The 15,878-nt window shown below is 42.1% G+C and carries 14 protein-coding genes; 11 read left to right on the top strand and 3 right to left on the bottom strand.

Annotated features, from left to right (window positions below; translation table 11 throughout):
* Position 1 precedes the first annotated feature (1 nt).
* From VJL_RS19910 to VJL_RS19900, 3 genes are all read left to right on the top strand, one after another.
* On the top strand, positions 2-2,332 hold the full coding sequence (locus VJL_RS19910) for an ATP-binding protein (protein WP_038880850.1): 2,331 nt from the start codon (positions 2-4) through the stop codon (positions 2,330-2,332).
* A 169-nt stretch (positions 2,333-2,501) separates the two neighbouring features.
* On the top strand, positions 2,502-3,362 hold the full coding sequence (locus tag VJL_RS19905) for a helix-turn-helix domain-containing protein (protein ID WP_038880782.1): 861 nt from the start codon (positions 2,502-2,504) through the stop codon (positions 3,360-3,362).
* Positions 3,352-4,530: an EAL domain-containing response regulator gene (locus VJL_RS19900; protein WP_081635014.1), complete on the top strand. Its 1,179-nt coding sequence runs from the start codon at positions 3,352-3,354 to the stop codon at positions 4,528-4,530. The genes VJL_RS19905 and VJL_RS19900 overlap by 11 nt, the downstream gene beginning before the upstream one ends.
* A gap of 70 nt (positions 4,531-4,600) precedes the next feature.
* Here VJL_RS19900 and VJL_RS19895 read toward each other — a convergent pair whose 3' ends face one another.
* Positions 4,601-4,921: a hypothetical protein gene (locus tag VJL_RS19895; RefSeq protein WP_038880776.1), complete on the bottom strand. Its 321-nt coding sequence runs from the start codon at positions 4,919-4,921 to the stop codon at positions 4,601-4,603.
* Between the two features lie 205 nt (positions 4,922-5,126).
* Between VJL_RS19895 and VJL_RS19890 the strand changes: the two genes are divergently transcribed.
* The 7 genes from VJL_RS19890 to choV all read left to right on the top strand — a co-directional run bounded on the left by VJL_RS19890 (position 5,127) and on the right by choV (position 13,484).
* Positions 5,127-6,188, top strand: a complete 1,062-nt coding sequence (locus VJL_RS19890; protein WP_038880774.1) for a sensor domain-containing diguanylate cyclase — start codon at positions 5,127-5,129, stop codon at positions 6,186-6,188.
* Between the two features lie 418 nt (positions 6,189-6,606).
* Positions 6,607-7,206 carry a transcriptional regulator BetI gene (gene betI, locus VJL_RS19885; protein ID WP_038880771.1) on the top strand — a complete coding sequence of 200 codons (600 nt, stop codon included), beginning with the start codon at positions 6,607-6,609 and terminating at the stop codon, positions 7,204-7,206.
* A 16-nt stretch (positions 7,207-7,222) separates the two neighbouring features.
* Positions 7,223-8,683: a betaine-aldehyde dehydrogenase gene (gene betB, locus VJL_RS19880; protein ID WP_038880768.1), complete on the top strand. Its 1,461-nt coding sequence runs from the start codon at positions 7,223-7,225 to the stop codon at positions 8,681-8,683.
* Positions 8,684-8,702: 19 nt separating this feature from the next.
* Positions 8,703-10,412 (top strand): choline dehydrogenase, encoded by a 1,710-nt coding sequence (gene betA / locus VJL_RS19875; protein ID WP_038880765.1) that lies wholly within the window; start codon positions 8,703-8,705, stop codon positions 10,410-10,412.
* A 42-nt stretch (positions 10,413-10,454) separates the two neighbouring features.
* The gene (locus VJL_RS19870) at positions 10,455-11,393 is read left to right on the top strand and encodes a choline ABC transporter substrate-binding protein (protein ID WP_038880762.1); all 939 of its coding nucleotides are present in this window, start codon (positions 10,455-10,457) and stop codon (positions 11,391-11,393) included.
* 62 nt (positions 11,394-11,455) lie between these two features.
* Complete coding sequence (choW, locus tag VJL_RS19865) at positions 11,456-12,298, top strand: choline ABC transporter permease subunit (protein ID WP_038880759.1); 843 nt, start codon at positions 11,456-11,458, stop codon at positions 12,296-12,298.
* Between the two features lies 1 nt (position 12,299).
* Entirely contained in the window at positions 12,300-13,484 is a 1,185-nt protein-coding gene (gene choV / locus VJL_RS19860) for a choline ABC transporter ATP-binding protein (RefSeq protein WP_038880756.1), read from the top strand.
* A 161-nt stretch (positions 13,485-13,645) separates the two neighbouring features.
* On the opposite strand, the gene VJL_RS19855 is transcribed toward choV, so the two are convergent.
* A complete protein-coding gene (locus VJL_RS19855; RefSeq protein ID WP_005452292.1) occupies positions 13,646-14,302 on the bottom strand; it encodes an NAD(P)H-dependent oxidoreductase in 657 nt (218 codons plus the stop codon).
* Between the two features lie 287 nt (positions 14,303-14,589).
* Between VJL_RS19855 and VJL_RS19850 the strand changes: the two genes are divergently transcribed.
* A complete protein-coding gene (locus VJL_RS19850) occupies positions 14,590-14,994 on the top strand; it encodes a globin family protein (protein ID WP_038880754.1) in 405 nt (134 codons plus the stop codon).
* Between the two features lie 88 nt (positions 14,995-15,082).
* Here the strand turns inward: VJL_RS19850 and VJL_RS19845 are convergent, their stop codons facing one another.
* Positions 15,083-15,874, bottom strand: a complete 792-nt coding sequence (locus VJL_RS19845; protein WP_038880752.1) for a slipin family protein — start codon at positions 15,872-15,874, stop codon at positions 15,083-15,085.
* Positions 15,875-15,878 lie beyond the last annotated feature (4 nt).

Here is a 15,878-nt window from a genome sequence, read left to right as displayed (position 1 = left end):
TTTGTCTTTCAGAAATAAGATAATATTAATAAATACAGTTGTTTTTTTGATTTTTGTTGGTTCCTTTATTTATATATCTATAAATCTAGTGAAAAACAATTACGACAGTCAATTAGATAGTATCAAATCGGGGATCATTGGTCAAAACACAAAACTAGTAGAAACGTTTGTAAAAAGTCAAGATGCTCTATTAGAAGATCAATCAAATTTTATTACAGAAGAAATCAAGTATCTAACACTTGTTTTTGAGTCATCATGTATGGAAGGGTACCCAGAACTTAATTCTATTGAAAGTAACCTAAGTTGTATCAATAGTGTTGCCACTGATTATATTAAGAATATTTCAGTAGTGGACATGAATAATAATATTGAGGTTTCACTAACAGGTGATCAATCTTCCCTTATAGCAGAATACATTGCTGAACATACTCGCTTATGGAATAGTGAAAAAGCATTGAAATTTAAAATTGTCGAAAATGAAAATGTTGTGAATTTTTATGTATTACAACCAATAGAAAAACATCCCAATCACTTTATAAAATTTGAGCTAGATCTTGATATATTTTCCAAGTCACTGTCATTTGACAGCTTAGATGCATATAATTACCGTTTTTTACTTGTAGACGACAAAGGTTATGTAGTTACATCTAATGTTGACAAAAAAATATTGAACTTATTAAGTAGCAGTAACTTTGAAGGAGGAAATGATAGCACTCTCAAGAACTATATTTTAAATCAAAGCTCTGGTTTCTTCTCTATTGACTCTGGAGATGGCATGTACAATGTAATACATAGAAAAAATAAAGCTATGAATTGGCAAATTATTCTAGTTACTCCAGAGTCCCACTTGCATTCAAGCTATGTATCGACAAGAGATTTATTGTTATCCTCAGACAATCTTTTAGTAGAAAAAATTGTTTTAGTGGCGTCTTTTTTATTTTTCTTGTTTCTATTCCTTATTTATATAACCGTGTCTAAAACGTTTAAGCCAGTAAAAAAATTAATAAATCAAGCTGATTATTTGAAAAGTCGTGACTTCAAAAATGCAATGAAAGTACTTTGCCATAATGGAGATGAAATAGAGTTACTATCTCGTGCATACAGTGAAGCCGGTGGAACGATAAAATTATTAATTGAAGATTTAGAAGAAAAAGTTAGGATACGAACAGAGCAATATGAACTAGCCGCACAAGAAGCATTGATTGCAACCAAAAATAAATCAACTTTATTATCTAATGTTTCTCATGAAATAAGGACTCCGTTAAACGCTATTATTGGATACACACATATACTAAGAAAAGAGAAGTTTATCAGTAAATATGAGCATGAACTTGAAGGAATAACAACTGCAAGTATTATGATTTTGGATATAGTCAATGATCTTTTAGACTTTGAGAGACTTGATTCTGTTAATTATACATTAAACAAAAAGAAAGTTGACCTTGGCATAATACTAAGAGATATAGAAAGGACTTTCATTCCGCTAGCACATCAAAAAGATCTAGAATTTGATGTTTGTTTAAATGGTATTGACAATGAAAATCAGCTATTTATTGATCATCTGAGGTTTCAGCAAGCATTAGCAAATATTATATCGAACGCAATTAAATTCACGGATATAGGAAGAATTCTATTAGAAGTCCGTTTAGATATGGTAGACGGAAAGGAAATGGTCGTGTTTTCAGTTTCTGACACAGGAAGAGGTATTAAGAAAGAATATATTAAATCCATCTTTAATAGCTTTGAACAATTGAATCAAGAAGATAAACAGTTTGGATTTGGTCTTGGATTGGCTATCACTAAAGCGTTGATAGGCTTGATGGAAGGCGAATTGATCGTAGAAAGTGAGTTTGGGAAGGGAAGTGTGTTCAGAGTGTGTTTGCCTATAGAAATAATGACTCCAAGCAACATCAACAGTGAAAAAGCAAGCACTCCTCGCGACATAGATATTTCTCCGCCAACACATGACTTAATCGGACTTAAAGCGCTTGTCGTTGATGATGTAGAATTCAATCGTGAGATTTTACAGTATCACCTTTCCGAGCAAGGGGTCGAATGTATATGTGCTATCGATGGTTTTGACGCTTTAGCAGCTCTGACCTTAACTAGTTTTGACGTGATACTAACGGATGTTTCAATGCCGAATATGGGAGGAATCGAATTAGCGAATCGAGTCAAAGCCGATTATCCTGGAGTGCCAATTATCGCTGTGACTGCTAGGGCGACTATTCAGGACGAAGAAAAAATGAGTCACCACTTTAACAGTTATATTACAAAGCCTATAGATCAATCAGAGTTGATAAGAACATTATTGCTTACTTTGGAAAGTTAAATGCCGTCATTCCATATTCCTAGGTGGTATGTACTAAATCATTGAAATCATATCTTTTAATACCGTAGGTGGGCATTTTTGATAATGTGGTTTTAAAAGTGCCCCTTTTTTTTTATAAGAATACAAAAGAAAATCTTAGCTTACATTAATCAAATGTGAGTTATTGCTAATGTTTGGAGAAATCCTTAGGTCTTTTAGAAAGCAGAATGGTTTATCACAGTTAGAGTTTGTAAATGCACTTCAACAGAGTAGTAAGAATTTTAACAATTTAGATGTTGTTACCTTAAGTAGGTGGGAGCGTGGTGCGACCAAACCACATTTGAACCGTCAGAATCAAATATTAGACATGCTAGGGTATAACATCTTTGATATCTGGTTGGATCAAAACAACATCAATAATTTACCTGCTTATGTAAAAAGACTCGATAACCATGGATATTTTAACGAACTAGATGTTAATAATATAGAAATTGTAATATTAAACAGTACAAATTTAGATCTTATTAAAAGATACACGAACATTTTTGAAATTATTTTTAACTTTGAAAGGAACTTGATTTTAGAAAAAATGGAAGAATCAGGGTTAATGAGAGAATCGATAGTAGCTAAGCTTATAGAACAATATGGTGGCGAAGTCACAATCGCTTTAATTGATGGGCAGTTGATTGCCCATATATTTTCATTACATTATGATGTTATTAGTGACTACCTTGGTCGAGATATTATGTCAGTCAATGAGAATTCTTATTTTATATTATCTTTTAATTGCGTTAGCTCATCGGTTTTACCTAAAATCTTGGGACGAGAAGTTTATCGTTACATGCATAGCTTCAACCCAAACACAAAGTTAGTTGTTTATGTAAATAATTCACTAAATTTTGATTTGTTTTTTTCTCTTAGTTTTGAGTATAGGAGTATTCCAGCTGAACCTTTTTCTTTTAAACTAATGAATATTGAGAGTAAAGTATTGAAATCACAACGCGTATGGATGAATATATTATCCCAATATAAGGATTACAATGATGTCTAAGTCAGTTTTAATTGTCGATGATGTATTGTTATCTCAAGGTATCTTGGAAAGTATAGTTTATGAAGTTGATAAAAAAATAAAAATAACTTGCGTGAATAATGCTTACGAGGCTCTAAATAAACTAAGATACAGGAATTATAATTTTATTATAATGGATATAGTTATGCCAAATGGTGATGGGCTGCAACTACTAAATATGCTGTCTCATATTCACATTTCATCAAAAATAATAATAATATCTTCATTGGAACAGAATGTCTTGGAGTCTATCGGATTAATAGGAAAGTTATATGATCTAAATATAATATCTACTATCAAAAAACCTTTTGATGCTGAGTTGTTAAAAAGTAGTTTGACTAAAGAGTTAGATAATAATGATGAAATGGTTTCTTATAGTAGTCTACCGGTTACTGTATACTATCAAGAAAGAGAACATTGTGATGACAATGTGGCATTTAGTATAGAAGTCTTCGGGCGTTTGGATAATGTCATGGCAGTAAACAACTTAGCGATTGATTTGAAATATGATGTAAAGCAAGTTACTCAAAGTTGTTTGTATAGTTTATTTGTATTTGATAGCTTTATCAATGATTATAAGTCTAAATTTAGTCAAGTTAAAGGTGATATCTTATTTACCATTAGTATTAATCTCAAAGCATTAAAGTCAATTCTTTCATCCGGTTGTTGTGAAAGTTTTAAGATTTTTAATGATAATCATATGATTAGTTTCAATATTGGTGGTAAAGATGTTTTGCTTTCTGATCGTGAAAGTTTATTCGAAGTTTCAAATATTTTGAAATCTTACGGCTTTAGTTTCACTATCGAAGAAAGTAGTTTAGACGTTGAATTAATGTCTAAATTGTCAGATTTTCCAATAAAATATGTGAAGTTTAATCAGGAAGTAATTCAAGAAATATCTAGTTTGCCTAAAGAGGAATTGACTCAATTATTCAGTTCGGCAAGCGAAATAGCAAAGTCTAACGGCATAGGCTTAATTTTTGACGGCGTTGAAAATGATTCTACTCGTATGCTTCTTAACTCAGCTGATATCTATCATTTACAAGGCATTTTGATCAGTCCTCCTGTAACGAGTGACAGGCTTTTGAGTGGCGGAATTTTCGAAAGATTTTTATCGCACGAAAAACGTGCAAAATCAACTTGTACTTAAACATTACTATATGCTTTGGTATTTTAAAGCCACCACTAGAAAGTGATGGCTTTTAAGGAATCTGGTTTGATTAGTATTTCACAAACAACATCTTTCTTAAGCTATTGCATCGTGATTTATCCAGTGGGTCGCCAAGATATTCTCCATCTTCAGCGGCTTTCTTCATTACTAGGGCTCTTGCTCGGTCACTGCTGTCTAGGTCTTGATATTCTTCTAAGGTTTTCAGCTTCAATAAACGGTATTTCGATTTGTCTTTGCCAGAGGCGACACGATCGTAACAGTAACTCATCGCTCCTGCGTTTGCGCCAATCTTGCTTGCGTCGGTAATCGCATGAGCGTTAAAACCAATAGTGCTCGTGAGTAAAATCAAAAGGGCATTGCGTGCTTTCATTTTTCTTTCCTAATTCAATCAAGTTGATGAATAAGATAAAGGGCAACGACCTCTAAAAATTGCCATTAAGCGACATTGGCGAAAAGTGAGCAATAACGCTTGTTTGTCAGAAACCTGTTAGTGGTAAAGGTGTGGCGCAAATTGGTAAATCTTAACAACTTGAATTCAATAATCTTTGCTCATCGAATCATTCGGAGCACGCATTATGAATGCGAGAAAATTTACTAACGATACCAAGCGCAAGTTACTTCCGTTTGTTTATCTATTGACGCTGACTGGCTGGGGGATTTACACGCTCACACATGATTACAGTTGGCAGGCATTGTTGTTGTTTGTCATCGGGTTACTGATGGTATTGCGTAATTACCACTTAGAAAGCGAACGCATTGACGAAAAGATCGCGAGTATTGCCGCGCACTCAGTGATTGGTGTCGTCATCCTCAATCAAAATTTACGAGTCGACTTTGCGAACAAAAGCTTTTCCAAGTTAACAGGACATACGGCCAAACAATTGAATGGAGAAGATTTGAAGAAGTATGGTTTCAGTTGTTTGAACGACGCGATTGCGAAGTTAGGAGCAAAAGCAAACTGGAAAGGCGAAATCAAAGTGACGAACCGTTTTGGTGACCACTTAACGTTAGATACTCACATCACGCATTATGAAATGGGGATGGGAATGAGTGATCGATATGTACTTAGCTTCCGAGATATCAGCCATCGAGTTCGGTTGGAGAATAAGCTCAAGAATCTTGCAGAAAAAGACCCACTAACGGGCTGTTGGAATCGTCGTCGTTTTGACAAGGAGATAGCACGTCACGCCAGTATTGCTGACCGTTATGCGGTGTCGAATACCACACTGGCTATTATCGATATTGATCACTTTAAGCAGATCAATGACAAACATGGTCATGATGTGGGTGATGAGGTGATTAAAGAACTTGGGGAGTTGATGCAAGCGCAGTGTCGAGAGACAGACATTGTCGCTCGTGTTGGCGGAGAGGAGTTTGCGATCATCATGCCAGAGACTAATAACCGCAACGCGTTTGAAGCGATTTACCGTCTCAAAGAAATCATTCAATCAAAAAGCGTACTGGGCATCACGATAAGTGGTGGAATTACGACGATCAATCGTTCTGTTGAGCAGAGCTATCGCCGAGCAGACAAGGCTTTGTATCGTGCGAAAACACTGGGGCGAAATCGAGTGTGTAGCTCTGATGGATATTCTGAACACATAGTTCATACGAAAAGAGCAAAAGCGTTCATGTAAATGACGCAAACAGTAACAAGTTAATCAGAAAGCGGTTTACATTTTATAACAACTTGACGAAGCAATGGTGTTTCTTTGTTCAATTGATAGTCATGAAATTAAAATGAGTCGTAATTATTTGATGTCGATGTATTTTTGTTTGTTTATGTTTTTGAGGTGTAAGTGCTCAACATGAAGTGTTTGCTCGTTAAATTCCAGTTTTCTTTTCTTAATATCTGAAATTTATTGGTTTATTTCTTATGCGTTAAGGTGTCAATCTCGATTTAAACTTCATTTTACAGATGTTTAATTAATGATTGTTGTCGAAATAATTCGGCTGTTACTGTCATCTTTTCTAGATAATTAGTTTGAGTTCGAACTAAATTTAAGGCATTTTATATTTAACTAACCGTTCAATTAAAAATAACAAGGATGCAAAATGCCCAAGGTTGGGATGCCTGAAATCAGAAAACCGCAGCTGGTCAAAGCGACGATGTCGGTCATCGACAGAGTAGGCTTGCACGCCGCGAGCATCTCGTTGATCAGCAAAGAAGCAGGAGTATCAACGGGGATCATTAATCACTATTTCGGTGGTAAGCACGGTCTGTTAGAAGAGACCATGCGTGAGATCTTGCGCCAGCTTTCTGCCACCATCAAAGAGAACCTAAACCAGCTACCGGCTGATGCGCATCATCAACGTATTAATGCCATCATCGACGGCAACTTTGTGGGTTTCCAAGCCGAGAACCAAGTGGCAAAAACTTGGTTGGCATTCTGGTCGTACTCCATGCATGACGCGCAGCTCAAACGTCTGCAACGAGTGAATGAACGACGCCTCCTTTCTCACCTAAAAAAAGAATTAAAAGCATTGCTGGATCAAGACCAAGCAGAGCTCGTTGCGCATGGTATTGCGTCACTGATTGATGGCATTTGGCTGCGCGGAACGCTCAACCCGCAAGGCATCGATGCCGAGAAAGCGCGCGTCATCATCAACGACTATCTCGACAAACAGCTCACGTTCTACTCAAAACTAAAATAAAGAGTCAAACCTTCAAATGGATATGAAAGCACACTACATCGATGGTGCCATGCACCTAGGATGCTCAGAAGAACACTTCACCACATACAATCCCGCCAATGGTGAGCCGCTTGCGAATGTGAAGCAGGCTAACCAGCAAGATATGCAAGCGGCAGTTGAATCTGCCAAGCGCGGTTTTGCGATTTGGTCTGCCATGACGGCGACAGAACGCAGTCGCATTCTGCTTAAAGCGGTGGCGCTACTTCGTGAAAGAAACGACGAACTGGCAGCATTAGAAGTCGCGGATACGGGCAAACCAATCCAAGAAGCGAATTGCGTAGACATTGCAACGGGCGCTGATGTGATCGAATACTACGCAGGTCTTGCGCCTAGCATGCATGGTGAACAACAACCGCTTAATGAATCCCAGTTTTTCTACACTCGCCGCGAGCCTCTAGGGATTTGTGCGGGCATTGGGGCGTGGAACTACCCAATTCAAATCGCGATGTGGAAATCTGCCCCTGCACTTGCTGCGGGTAATGCGATGATCTTTAAGCCATCAGAAGAAACTCCGTTAACTGCACTCAAACTAGCAGAAATCTACAGCGAAGCGGGATTGCCAGATGGCGTGTTCAACGTTATTCAAGGTGATTACCGAGTAGGGCAAATGCTCACCGCACATCCTGACATCGCTAAAGTCTCTTTCACGGGTGAATCGGGTACGGGCAAAGTTGTGATGGGTGACAGCGCCGCGACGCTGAAGCAAGTCACAATGGAGCTTGGCGGTAAATCGCCAATGATCATTTTTGATGATGCCAAGCTAGACGACGCGGTTTCTGCTGCAATGGTTGCGAACTTCTATACCCAAGGTGAGGTTTGTACACACGGTACTCGCGTGTTCGTTCATGAAGGTATCTATGATGAGTTTGTTGCTCAACTTAAGAAACGTACCGAACTGCTGGTGGTTGGCGATCCGCTTGATGAGCAAACCCAAATTGGCGCGCTAATTTCCAAAGAGCACGAATCAAAAGTCCTTTCCGCAATTGAACAAGCGAAAGCAAGCAAAGCAACGCTACTGACTGGAGGCTATAAAGTCACAGAAAACGGTTTGGCGAGCGGTAATTTTGTTGTGCCAACGGTTTTCACTGATTGCAAAGACGACATGCCCCACGTGCAACAAGAGATCTTTGGTCCCGTAATGTCAGTGCTTAAGTTCAGTGACGAAGATGAAGTGATTGCACGTGCTAACAACACCGATTACGGACTGGCAGCTGGCGTGTTCACGCAAAACCTCTCTCGTGCACACCGCGTCATTCACCAAATCCAAGCAGGAATCTGTTGGATTAACACCTGGGGTGACTCTCCAGCTGAAATGCCCGTTGGCGGTTACAAACTGTCTGGCATTGGACGTGAAAACGGCGTTGAAACCCTCAAGCATTACACCCAAACCAAGAGCGTGTTAGTGCATTTGGGTGATTTCGACAGCCCTTACGCGTAATCAGTCTGGAGGATTTGTAATGCAACAACACTACGATTACATCATCGTCGGTGCTGGCTCGGCAGGCTGTGTTTTGGCGGATCGCCTGAGTGAAAGCGGTCAGCACCAAGTCTTGCTGTTGGAAGCGGGTGGCTCAGACAAGAGCATCTTCATCCAAATGCCAACGGCGCTGTCTTACCCGATGAACACTGAAAAGTACGCATGGCAGTTTGAAACTGTAGCGGAAGAGGGGTTAGACGGACGCCAACTGCATTGTCCACGCGGCAAAGTGTTAGGCGGAAGCTCTTCGATCAACGGCATGGTTTACGTTCGTGGTCATGCATGTGACTTTGACGAATGGGAAGCAGAAGGCGCGAAAGGCTGGAACTACCAAGCGTGTTTGCCGTACTTCCGTAAAGCGGAAACGTGGACAGGCGGCGCAGACGAATACCGTGGCGACAGTGGTCCTGTTGGGACGTGTAACGGCAACGACATGAAGCTGAATCCACTTTACCAAGCGTTTATTGAAGCAGGCAAAGATGCGGGCTACCCAGAAACGCAAGATTACAACGGTTATCAGCAAGAGGGCTTCGGTCCGATGCATATGACGGTAGACAAAGGCGTGCGTGCCTCTACCTCTAACGCTTATTTAAGTCGTGCAAAAAATCGCCATAATTTCAGTTTGCTGAAAGGCGTAACTGCTCATCGCATTTTGCTTGAAGGCAAGAAAGCGGTCGGCATTGAGTTCGAACAATCTGGCAAAATCAAACAGTGCTTTGCTAATAAAGAAGTGGTGTCGAGCGCAGGTTCTATCGGCTCAGTACAACTGCTGCAACTTTCGGGTATTGGTCCTAAGACTGTGCTTGAGAAAGCGGGCGTTGAAGTGAAACACGCTCTAGAAGGTGTGGGTAAAAATTTGCAAGACCACCTTGAAGTGTACTTCCAGTATCACTGCAAACAGCCGATCACGCTTAACAGCAAGTTAGGTTTGATCAGCAAAGGTTTGATTGGTACGGAATGGATTCTGACGCGCAAGGGGTTGGGGGCAACTAACCACTTTGAATCGTGCGCGTTCATTCGTTCTCGTGAAGGATTGAAATCGCCAAACATTCAATATCACTTCCTACCAGCAGCAATGCGTTATGACGGTCGTGCGGCATTTGATGGTCACGGGTTCCAAGTTCATGTTGGTCCAAACAAGCCAGAGAGTCGCGGTAGCGTTGAAGTGGTTTCTGCCAACCCAAATGACAAGCCAAAAATCGAGTTCAACTACATCTCGACGGAACAAGACAAGCAGGATTGGCGAGACTGTATTCGTTTAACGCGTGAAATCCTCAACCAACCTGCAATGGATGCGTTCCGTGGTGAAGAGATCCAACCGGGTCTTAACATCACCAGCGATGAAGCGATTGATGAGTGGGTAAAGCAAAACGTGGAAAGTGCTTACCACCCATCGTGTAGCTGCAAAATGGGCGCAGACGATGACCCAATGGCAGTTCTGAATGAAGCTTGCCAAGTGCGTGGTTTTGAAGGCTTGCGCGTGGTGGATTCATCCATCTTCCCAACCATTCCGAATGGCAACTTAAACGCACCAACCATCATGGTCGCAGAGCGTGCTGCGGACATGATCTTAGGAAACGTACTCGAAAAATCGAATAACACACCGGTTTGGATTGCTCCGAACTGGCAAGAGACGCAAAGAATGCGTCCGCCGAAAAGAGACTTAAGCTCGATCTCTTCTATCGCTTAATAACTCAAAGAAAAGTCAGTAATCATTACAAGGAATTTAAACATGTCTACGATGACAAAAATCTTTTCATCTATCGCGCTGAGTGTAGTGGCGACAGGTGCTTACGCTAACCAATGTGAAACCGTTCGATTTGCCGATGTAGGCTGGACGGACATCACTGCGACCACAGCTGTTACTTCTGAACTGCTCAAAGGCTTGGGCTATAAAACCAAGACCGATCTGCTGTCTGTACCTGTAACGTACTCTTCAATGGCAAACGGCGACATTGACGTATTCCTAGGCAACTGGATGCCAACCATGGAAGGCGATATCGCCAAGTACCGTGAAGCTGGCACAGTGGAAACCGTTCGTGCAAACCTAGAAGGCGCAAAATACACCCTAGCCGTGCCAAAGTATGTATATGACGCAGGCGTGAAAAGCTTTGCTGACTTGGCAAAACATGCCGACAAATTCAAAGACCGCATCTACGGTATTGAGCCGGGTAACGATGGCAACCGCCTTATCCAAGATATGATCGACAGCGATGCATTCGGCTTGAAAGACTTCAGCCTAGTGGAATCAAGCGAAGCGGGCATGGTGTCTCAAGTGTCTCGTGCCGTGCGTCGTAACCAATGGATCGTTTACCTAGGTTGGGCTCCGCACCCAATGAATAGCAATGTTGAGATGGAATATCTATCTGGCGGTGATGACTTCTTTGGCCCTAACTACGGCGGTGCAAATGTTTACACCAACGTGCGCCAAGACTACCTATCTGAGTGTCAAAACGTGGGTCAACTGCTTAAGAATCTAGAGTTCAGCCTAGAGATGGAAAACCAGTTGATGGAAGCGATTCTAAACCAAAAGCAGAAGCCAGCGAAAGCAGCACAAGAATGGTTGAATGCCAACCCACAACAATTTGAAGCATGGCTAGAAGGCGTGAAGACGCTAGACGGCAAAGATGCAAAACAAGCGATTACTTCTTACCTAAAAACAAACGCTTAATCATTCCTCTCTTTAGGAAAAGGTGGGTAGAGATGCCCGCCTTTTAACACAAAGGTTTTATTGTGAATTTTATTACGGACAACAAACTTCCGTTGGGTGAATGGATGGAAACAGGCGTGGATTGGTTAACCATGAACGCGTCGGGTTTATTTGATGCTATCTCTATTTTTCTCGAAACCATCATTCTATTCGTGGTGGATATTTTCAAATGGATGCCACCGGCAGCACCTATCATCATGACTGCAGCGATTGCGTGGTTCCTACACCGCAGCATTCCTTTAGTTGTGTTTATCGTGCTGGCGCTGCTGACCATCCTCAACCTCGGCTACTGGCAAGAAATGCTGGAAACCTTTGTTCTCGTCTTCGCTGCGACAACGATTTCCGTATTAATTGGCGTGCCGCTTGGCATCATGGCGGCGCATCGCCCGTGGTTGTATACCTTATTGCGCCCGATACTCGATTTAATGCAGACCGTACCAACGTTTGTGTACCTAATCCCAACATTGGTTCTGTTTGGTTTAGGCATCGTTCCGGGGCTGATTTCTACCATTATCTTTGCCATCGCCGCGCCGATTCGTCTGACTTACCTTGGTATCACCAAAGTGCCAGAAGAGCTGATTGAAGCGGGTAAAGCGTTTGGTGCAAGCCGCATGAAATTGCTATTTAAGGTTGAGCTACCAGCAGCTTTGCCAAGCATTATGGCAGGTGTTACCCAGTGCATTATGTTGTCACTTTCTATGGTGGTGATTGCGGCGCTAGTCGGTGCGGATGGTTTGGGTAAACCAGTCGTACGAGCATTGAACACTGTGAACATTTCCCAAGGCTTTGAAGCCGGTTTAGCGATTGTTTTGGTCGCGATTATTCTCGACCGCCTGTGCAAAGCACCAAACCAAAAGGAGGCATAACATGGACGCAATTACGATTGAAAACCTCGACGTTGTGTTTGGTCAGCAGCAAGAGCAAGCATTGGCGCTTTTAGACCAAGGCAAGTCTCGCCAAGAGATCATTGATGAAACCGGACAAGTAGTTGGCGTCGATAAGGTTTCAATGAGCGTCAAGCAAGGTGAGATCTGTGTATTGATGGGGCTTTCCGGTTCGGGTAAATCTAGTCTGCTTCGTGCCGTTAATGGTTTGAATGAGATCTCTCGTGGCTCACTCAAAATCAAAGATGGCGACGACATGGTAGAGCTTGCTAACTGTGACGAGCAGACTCTGCGTAACTTGCGTACTCACCGCGTTTCTATGGTGTTCCAAAAGTTTGCGCTGATGCCGTGGTTAACCGTATTGGATAACGTGGCGTTTGGTCTTGAGATGCAGGGTATTGGCAAAGCGGAACGCCGTAAAAAAGCACGCGAGCAACTAGAAATGGTTGGGCTAATCGAGTGGGAGAGTAAGTTCCCGCATGAGCTTTCAGGTGGTATGCAGCAGCGTGTAGGTTTGGCTCGCGCCTTTGCTATGGATACCGATATCTTACTAATGGATGAACCGTTCTCCGCGCTCGATCCTCTGATTCGTGCTCAGCTTCAAGATGAATTGATTCAACTGCAAGAGAAGCTCAATAAGACGATTTTGTTTGTGAGCCATGACCTAGATGAAGCGCTGAAAATCGGTAACAACATTGCCATTATGGAGTCAGGAAAACTGATTCAACACGGCAAGCCTGAGCAAATCATCCTTGCGCCAGAAAACGACTATGTAGCAGATTTTGTGGCTCACACTAATCCGCTCAATGTTTTGAAAGGTCGTTCATTGATGCAAGCCAGTACCGAGCTTAAGCAGCAGAATGACCGCGTATTGGTGTGTGCAGATAAGCAGATTTGGGTCGAGCAAGAGCCGAAAGGTGTCACGCTGGTGGATTCCGATAAGTCATTGGTGAATTGGGAAAGTGGTTCAACTACACTAGACGACATTGGTGAAAGCACGGTTGTTCAAGCTAACCCAGACATCAGCATGCGTGAGGCGATTGAACTGAAGCAACGCAGTAACCAACCTATCTTGCTAGTAGAAGAGAACAAGTTAGTGGGCGTATTGAGTGATAACGAGTTGTACGATGCGCTGCTTGGTAACTTTAGGTCCAAGCAAGTGGCGTAGTTGTCTCTTATATCAAAACGTTTGTAGATTCCCCCTTTGCAAAATAAAAAAGAGCCGTACTCTTAGACTGGAAACTAAGAAGTACGGCTCTTTCAATTTGAACAATGATTTAGATAGCTAGGTTCTAGGCTAGGAACCAAGGACCTAGGAGACGATACTCATTAAAGAGTAGTAATTACGTCATCCATGTGTAGACGTGCTTTTGGTAGACCGTGGTTGTAGTCTTCGCCGTCTTTGTGGTAACCGATTGCTAGTGCAACTTCACATACGTGACCGTCTAGTTCTGCTTTAAACTCTTCGCCGATCAGTGTTGGGTCAACACCTTCCATTGGAGTAGAGTCGATACCTAGACGCGCTAGTGTGTGCAGTAAGTTACCAAGTGCGATGTAAACTTGCGCTTTCGTCCAGCCGCCGTTGTAGCCGTTCTCATCTGTGTTTGCTTCAGCAAATGCGTAAGCACCCATGAACATGTCGTACATGTCTGCTGGTAGGTGACCAGAAGTTACTTCAGCATCAACACGCTTCGCAAATTTCTCTTTAGTGAATTTTGGATCGTACGCTAGCAGAATAGTGTGAGACGCTGCTTTAGCGTGCGGTTGGTTGAATTGGTGCATGTTAGCAAACGTGTCGTGGAAACGCTGTTTCGCTTCGTCGCTCTCAATTACGATGAATTTCCAAGGCTGAGAGTTGATAGAAGACGCAGATAGGCGGATTGCTTCTTTGATGATTGCCATATCTTCTTGAGAGATGCGTTTCTCTTCGTCGTATTTTTTAGCTGTGTAACGGTTGTTTAGGTCTGTAATGATTTGATGAGACACGTTTATATCCTCTTAATATTATTAGACAAATGAGGATGCGCTTAGCATCGACAACCATGCGTACCTCGAAAGTGAGTCCATAATATCGACTTTTATCGAATTGATAATACGTGTTTCGTTTAAATCACTTTCTATTTTTTATTGAAAATCGAATTTGAACGGCTATCAGGCAGGTTAGCATTCTCCGCACGCCGACGTTCAGAAACCGCAGAACCCACCAATGAGCTTGGTAGTATTATTAAATTACATTCATAATGAAAATAGATAAGTTGGTTGGAGGCTAGGGGATGAACGTAATCGAAGTTTTTAACGACAGCTATGAACGCTGTGTTACCCATGAGGACTTCTTTGATTTGTTCTACGAGAACTTTTGGTCGAAAGGCGAAAACTTCAGACAGAAGTTCGATGGGGTGGACATGAAGAAGCAAATCCGGATGCTTAAAGGGTCTATCGTGTTTGTGATGATGGCAGACACCTCTACAGACGCTCGTGACATGATGCGGAAATACGGGCACAAGCACGGGCATAATAATATTGGCGTCGCCCCTGAAGATATCGATGTCTGGTTTGAAAGCCTGTTAGAAACCGTCGCCCAATGTGATCCTGACTTTGATGAAAGGGTGGAGCACGCTTGGCGTCACTGCTTTGAAACAGGATTGGCAATTATGAAGAAAGAATGCACCGATGCTTAAGTTCAATCAATGTTGAATTCGTAAAGGGAGTAGAACACAGCTACTCCCTTTTTCCTTTTTCTACTTGCCTCTATAGAGGCTACTAGGCTTACTCTTTCCCCTCTTCCGATTCTCCCTGATTCTTCTTCACCGCCTTGGCGATATCGGAGACCGCTTCGACGAGATTAATCGGCATCGGGAAGATAATGGTCGATGTTTTGTCTGTGGTGATTTCAGTGAGCGTCTGCATGTAACGAAGCTGTAATGCGTTCGGTGCTTTATTTAGCATCTCTGCTGCTTCTCTGAGCTTGTTAGAGGCTTCTAATTCACCTGTCGCGTGTATGATCTTCGCGCGACGGTTACGTTCTGCCTCGGCTTGACGGGCGAGGGCGCGCACCATGCTGTCGTTCAGATCAACGTGTTTCACCTCAACCGTTGCTATCTTGATACCCCAATCGTCAGTTTGCTGGTCGAGGATGGATTGCAGGTCTTTGTTGAGGCGCTCACGTTCAGAAAGCAACTCATCCAGTTCATGCTGACCAAGCACCGAACGCAGCGTTGTCTGTGCTAACTGGCTGGTGGCATCGCTGTAGCTTTCAATGTTGTTGATCGCCATTTGTGGGTCGACAACTCGAAAGTAAACCACGGCGTTGACTCTGACTGATACGTTGTCACGGGTGATCAAATCTTGAGTCGGAACATCCAACACTATGGTACGTAAGTCAACGCGAACCATTTGTTGAATGAAAGGAATTAATATGATCAAGCCCGGTCCTTTTACTTCTTGGAAACGACCGAGGAAGAACACCACGCCGCGCTCGTACTCACGCAGCACCTTGAACATTTGCGTTGCCAGTGCAACCAATAAAACAACGATAACGGCAACAGTGTAGAGCATCATAAGC

Source organism: Vibrio jasicida CAIM 1864 = LMG 25398 (assembly GCF_000400365.1).
GTDB classification, from domain to species: domain Bacteria; phylum Pseudomonadota; class Gammaproteobacteria; order Enterobacterales; family Vibrionaceae; genus Vibrio; species Vibrio jasicida.
Note: the sequence above shows the minus strand (reverse complement) of the source record. Positions and strands in the feature narration are given on the sequence as shown.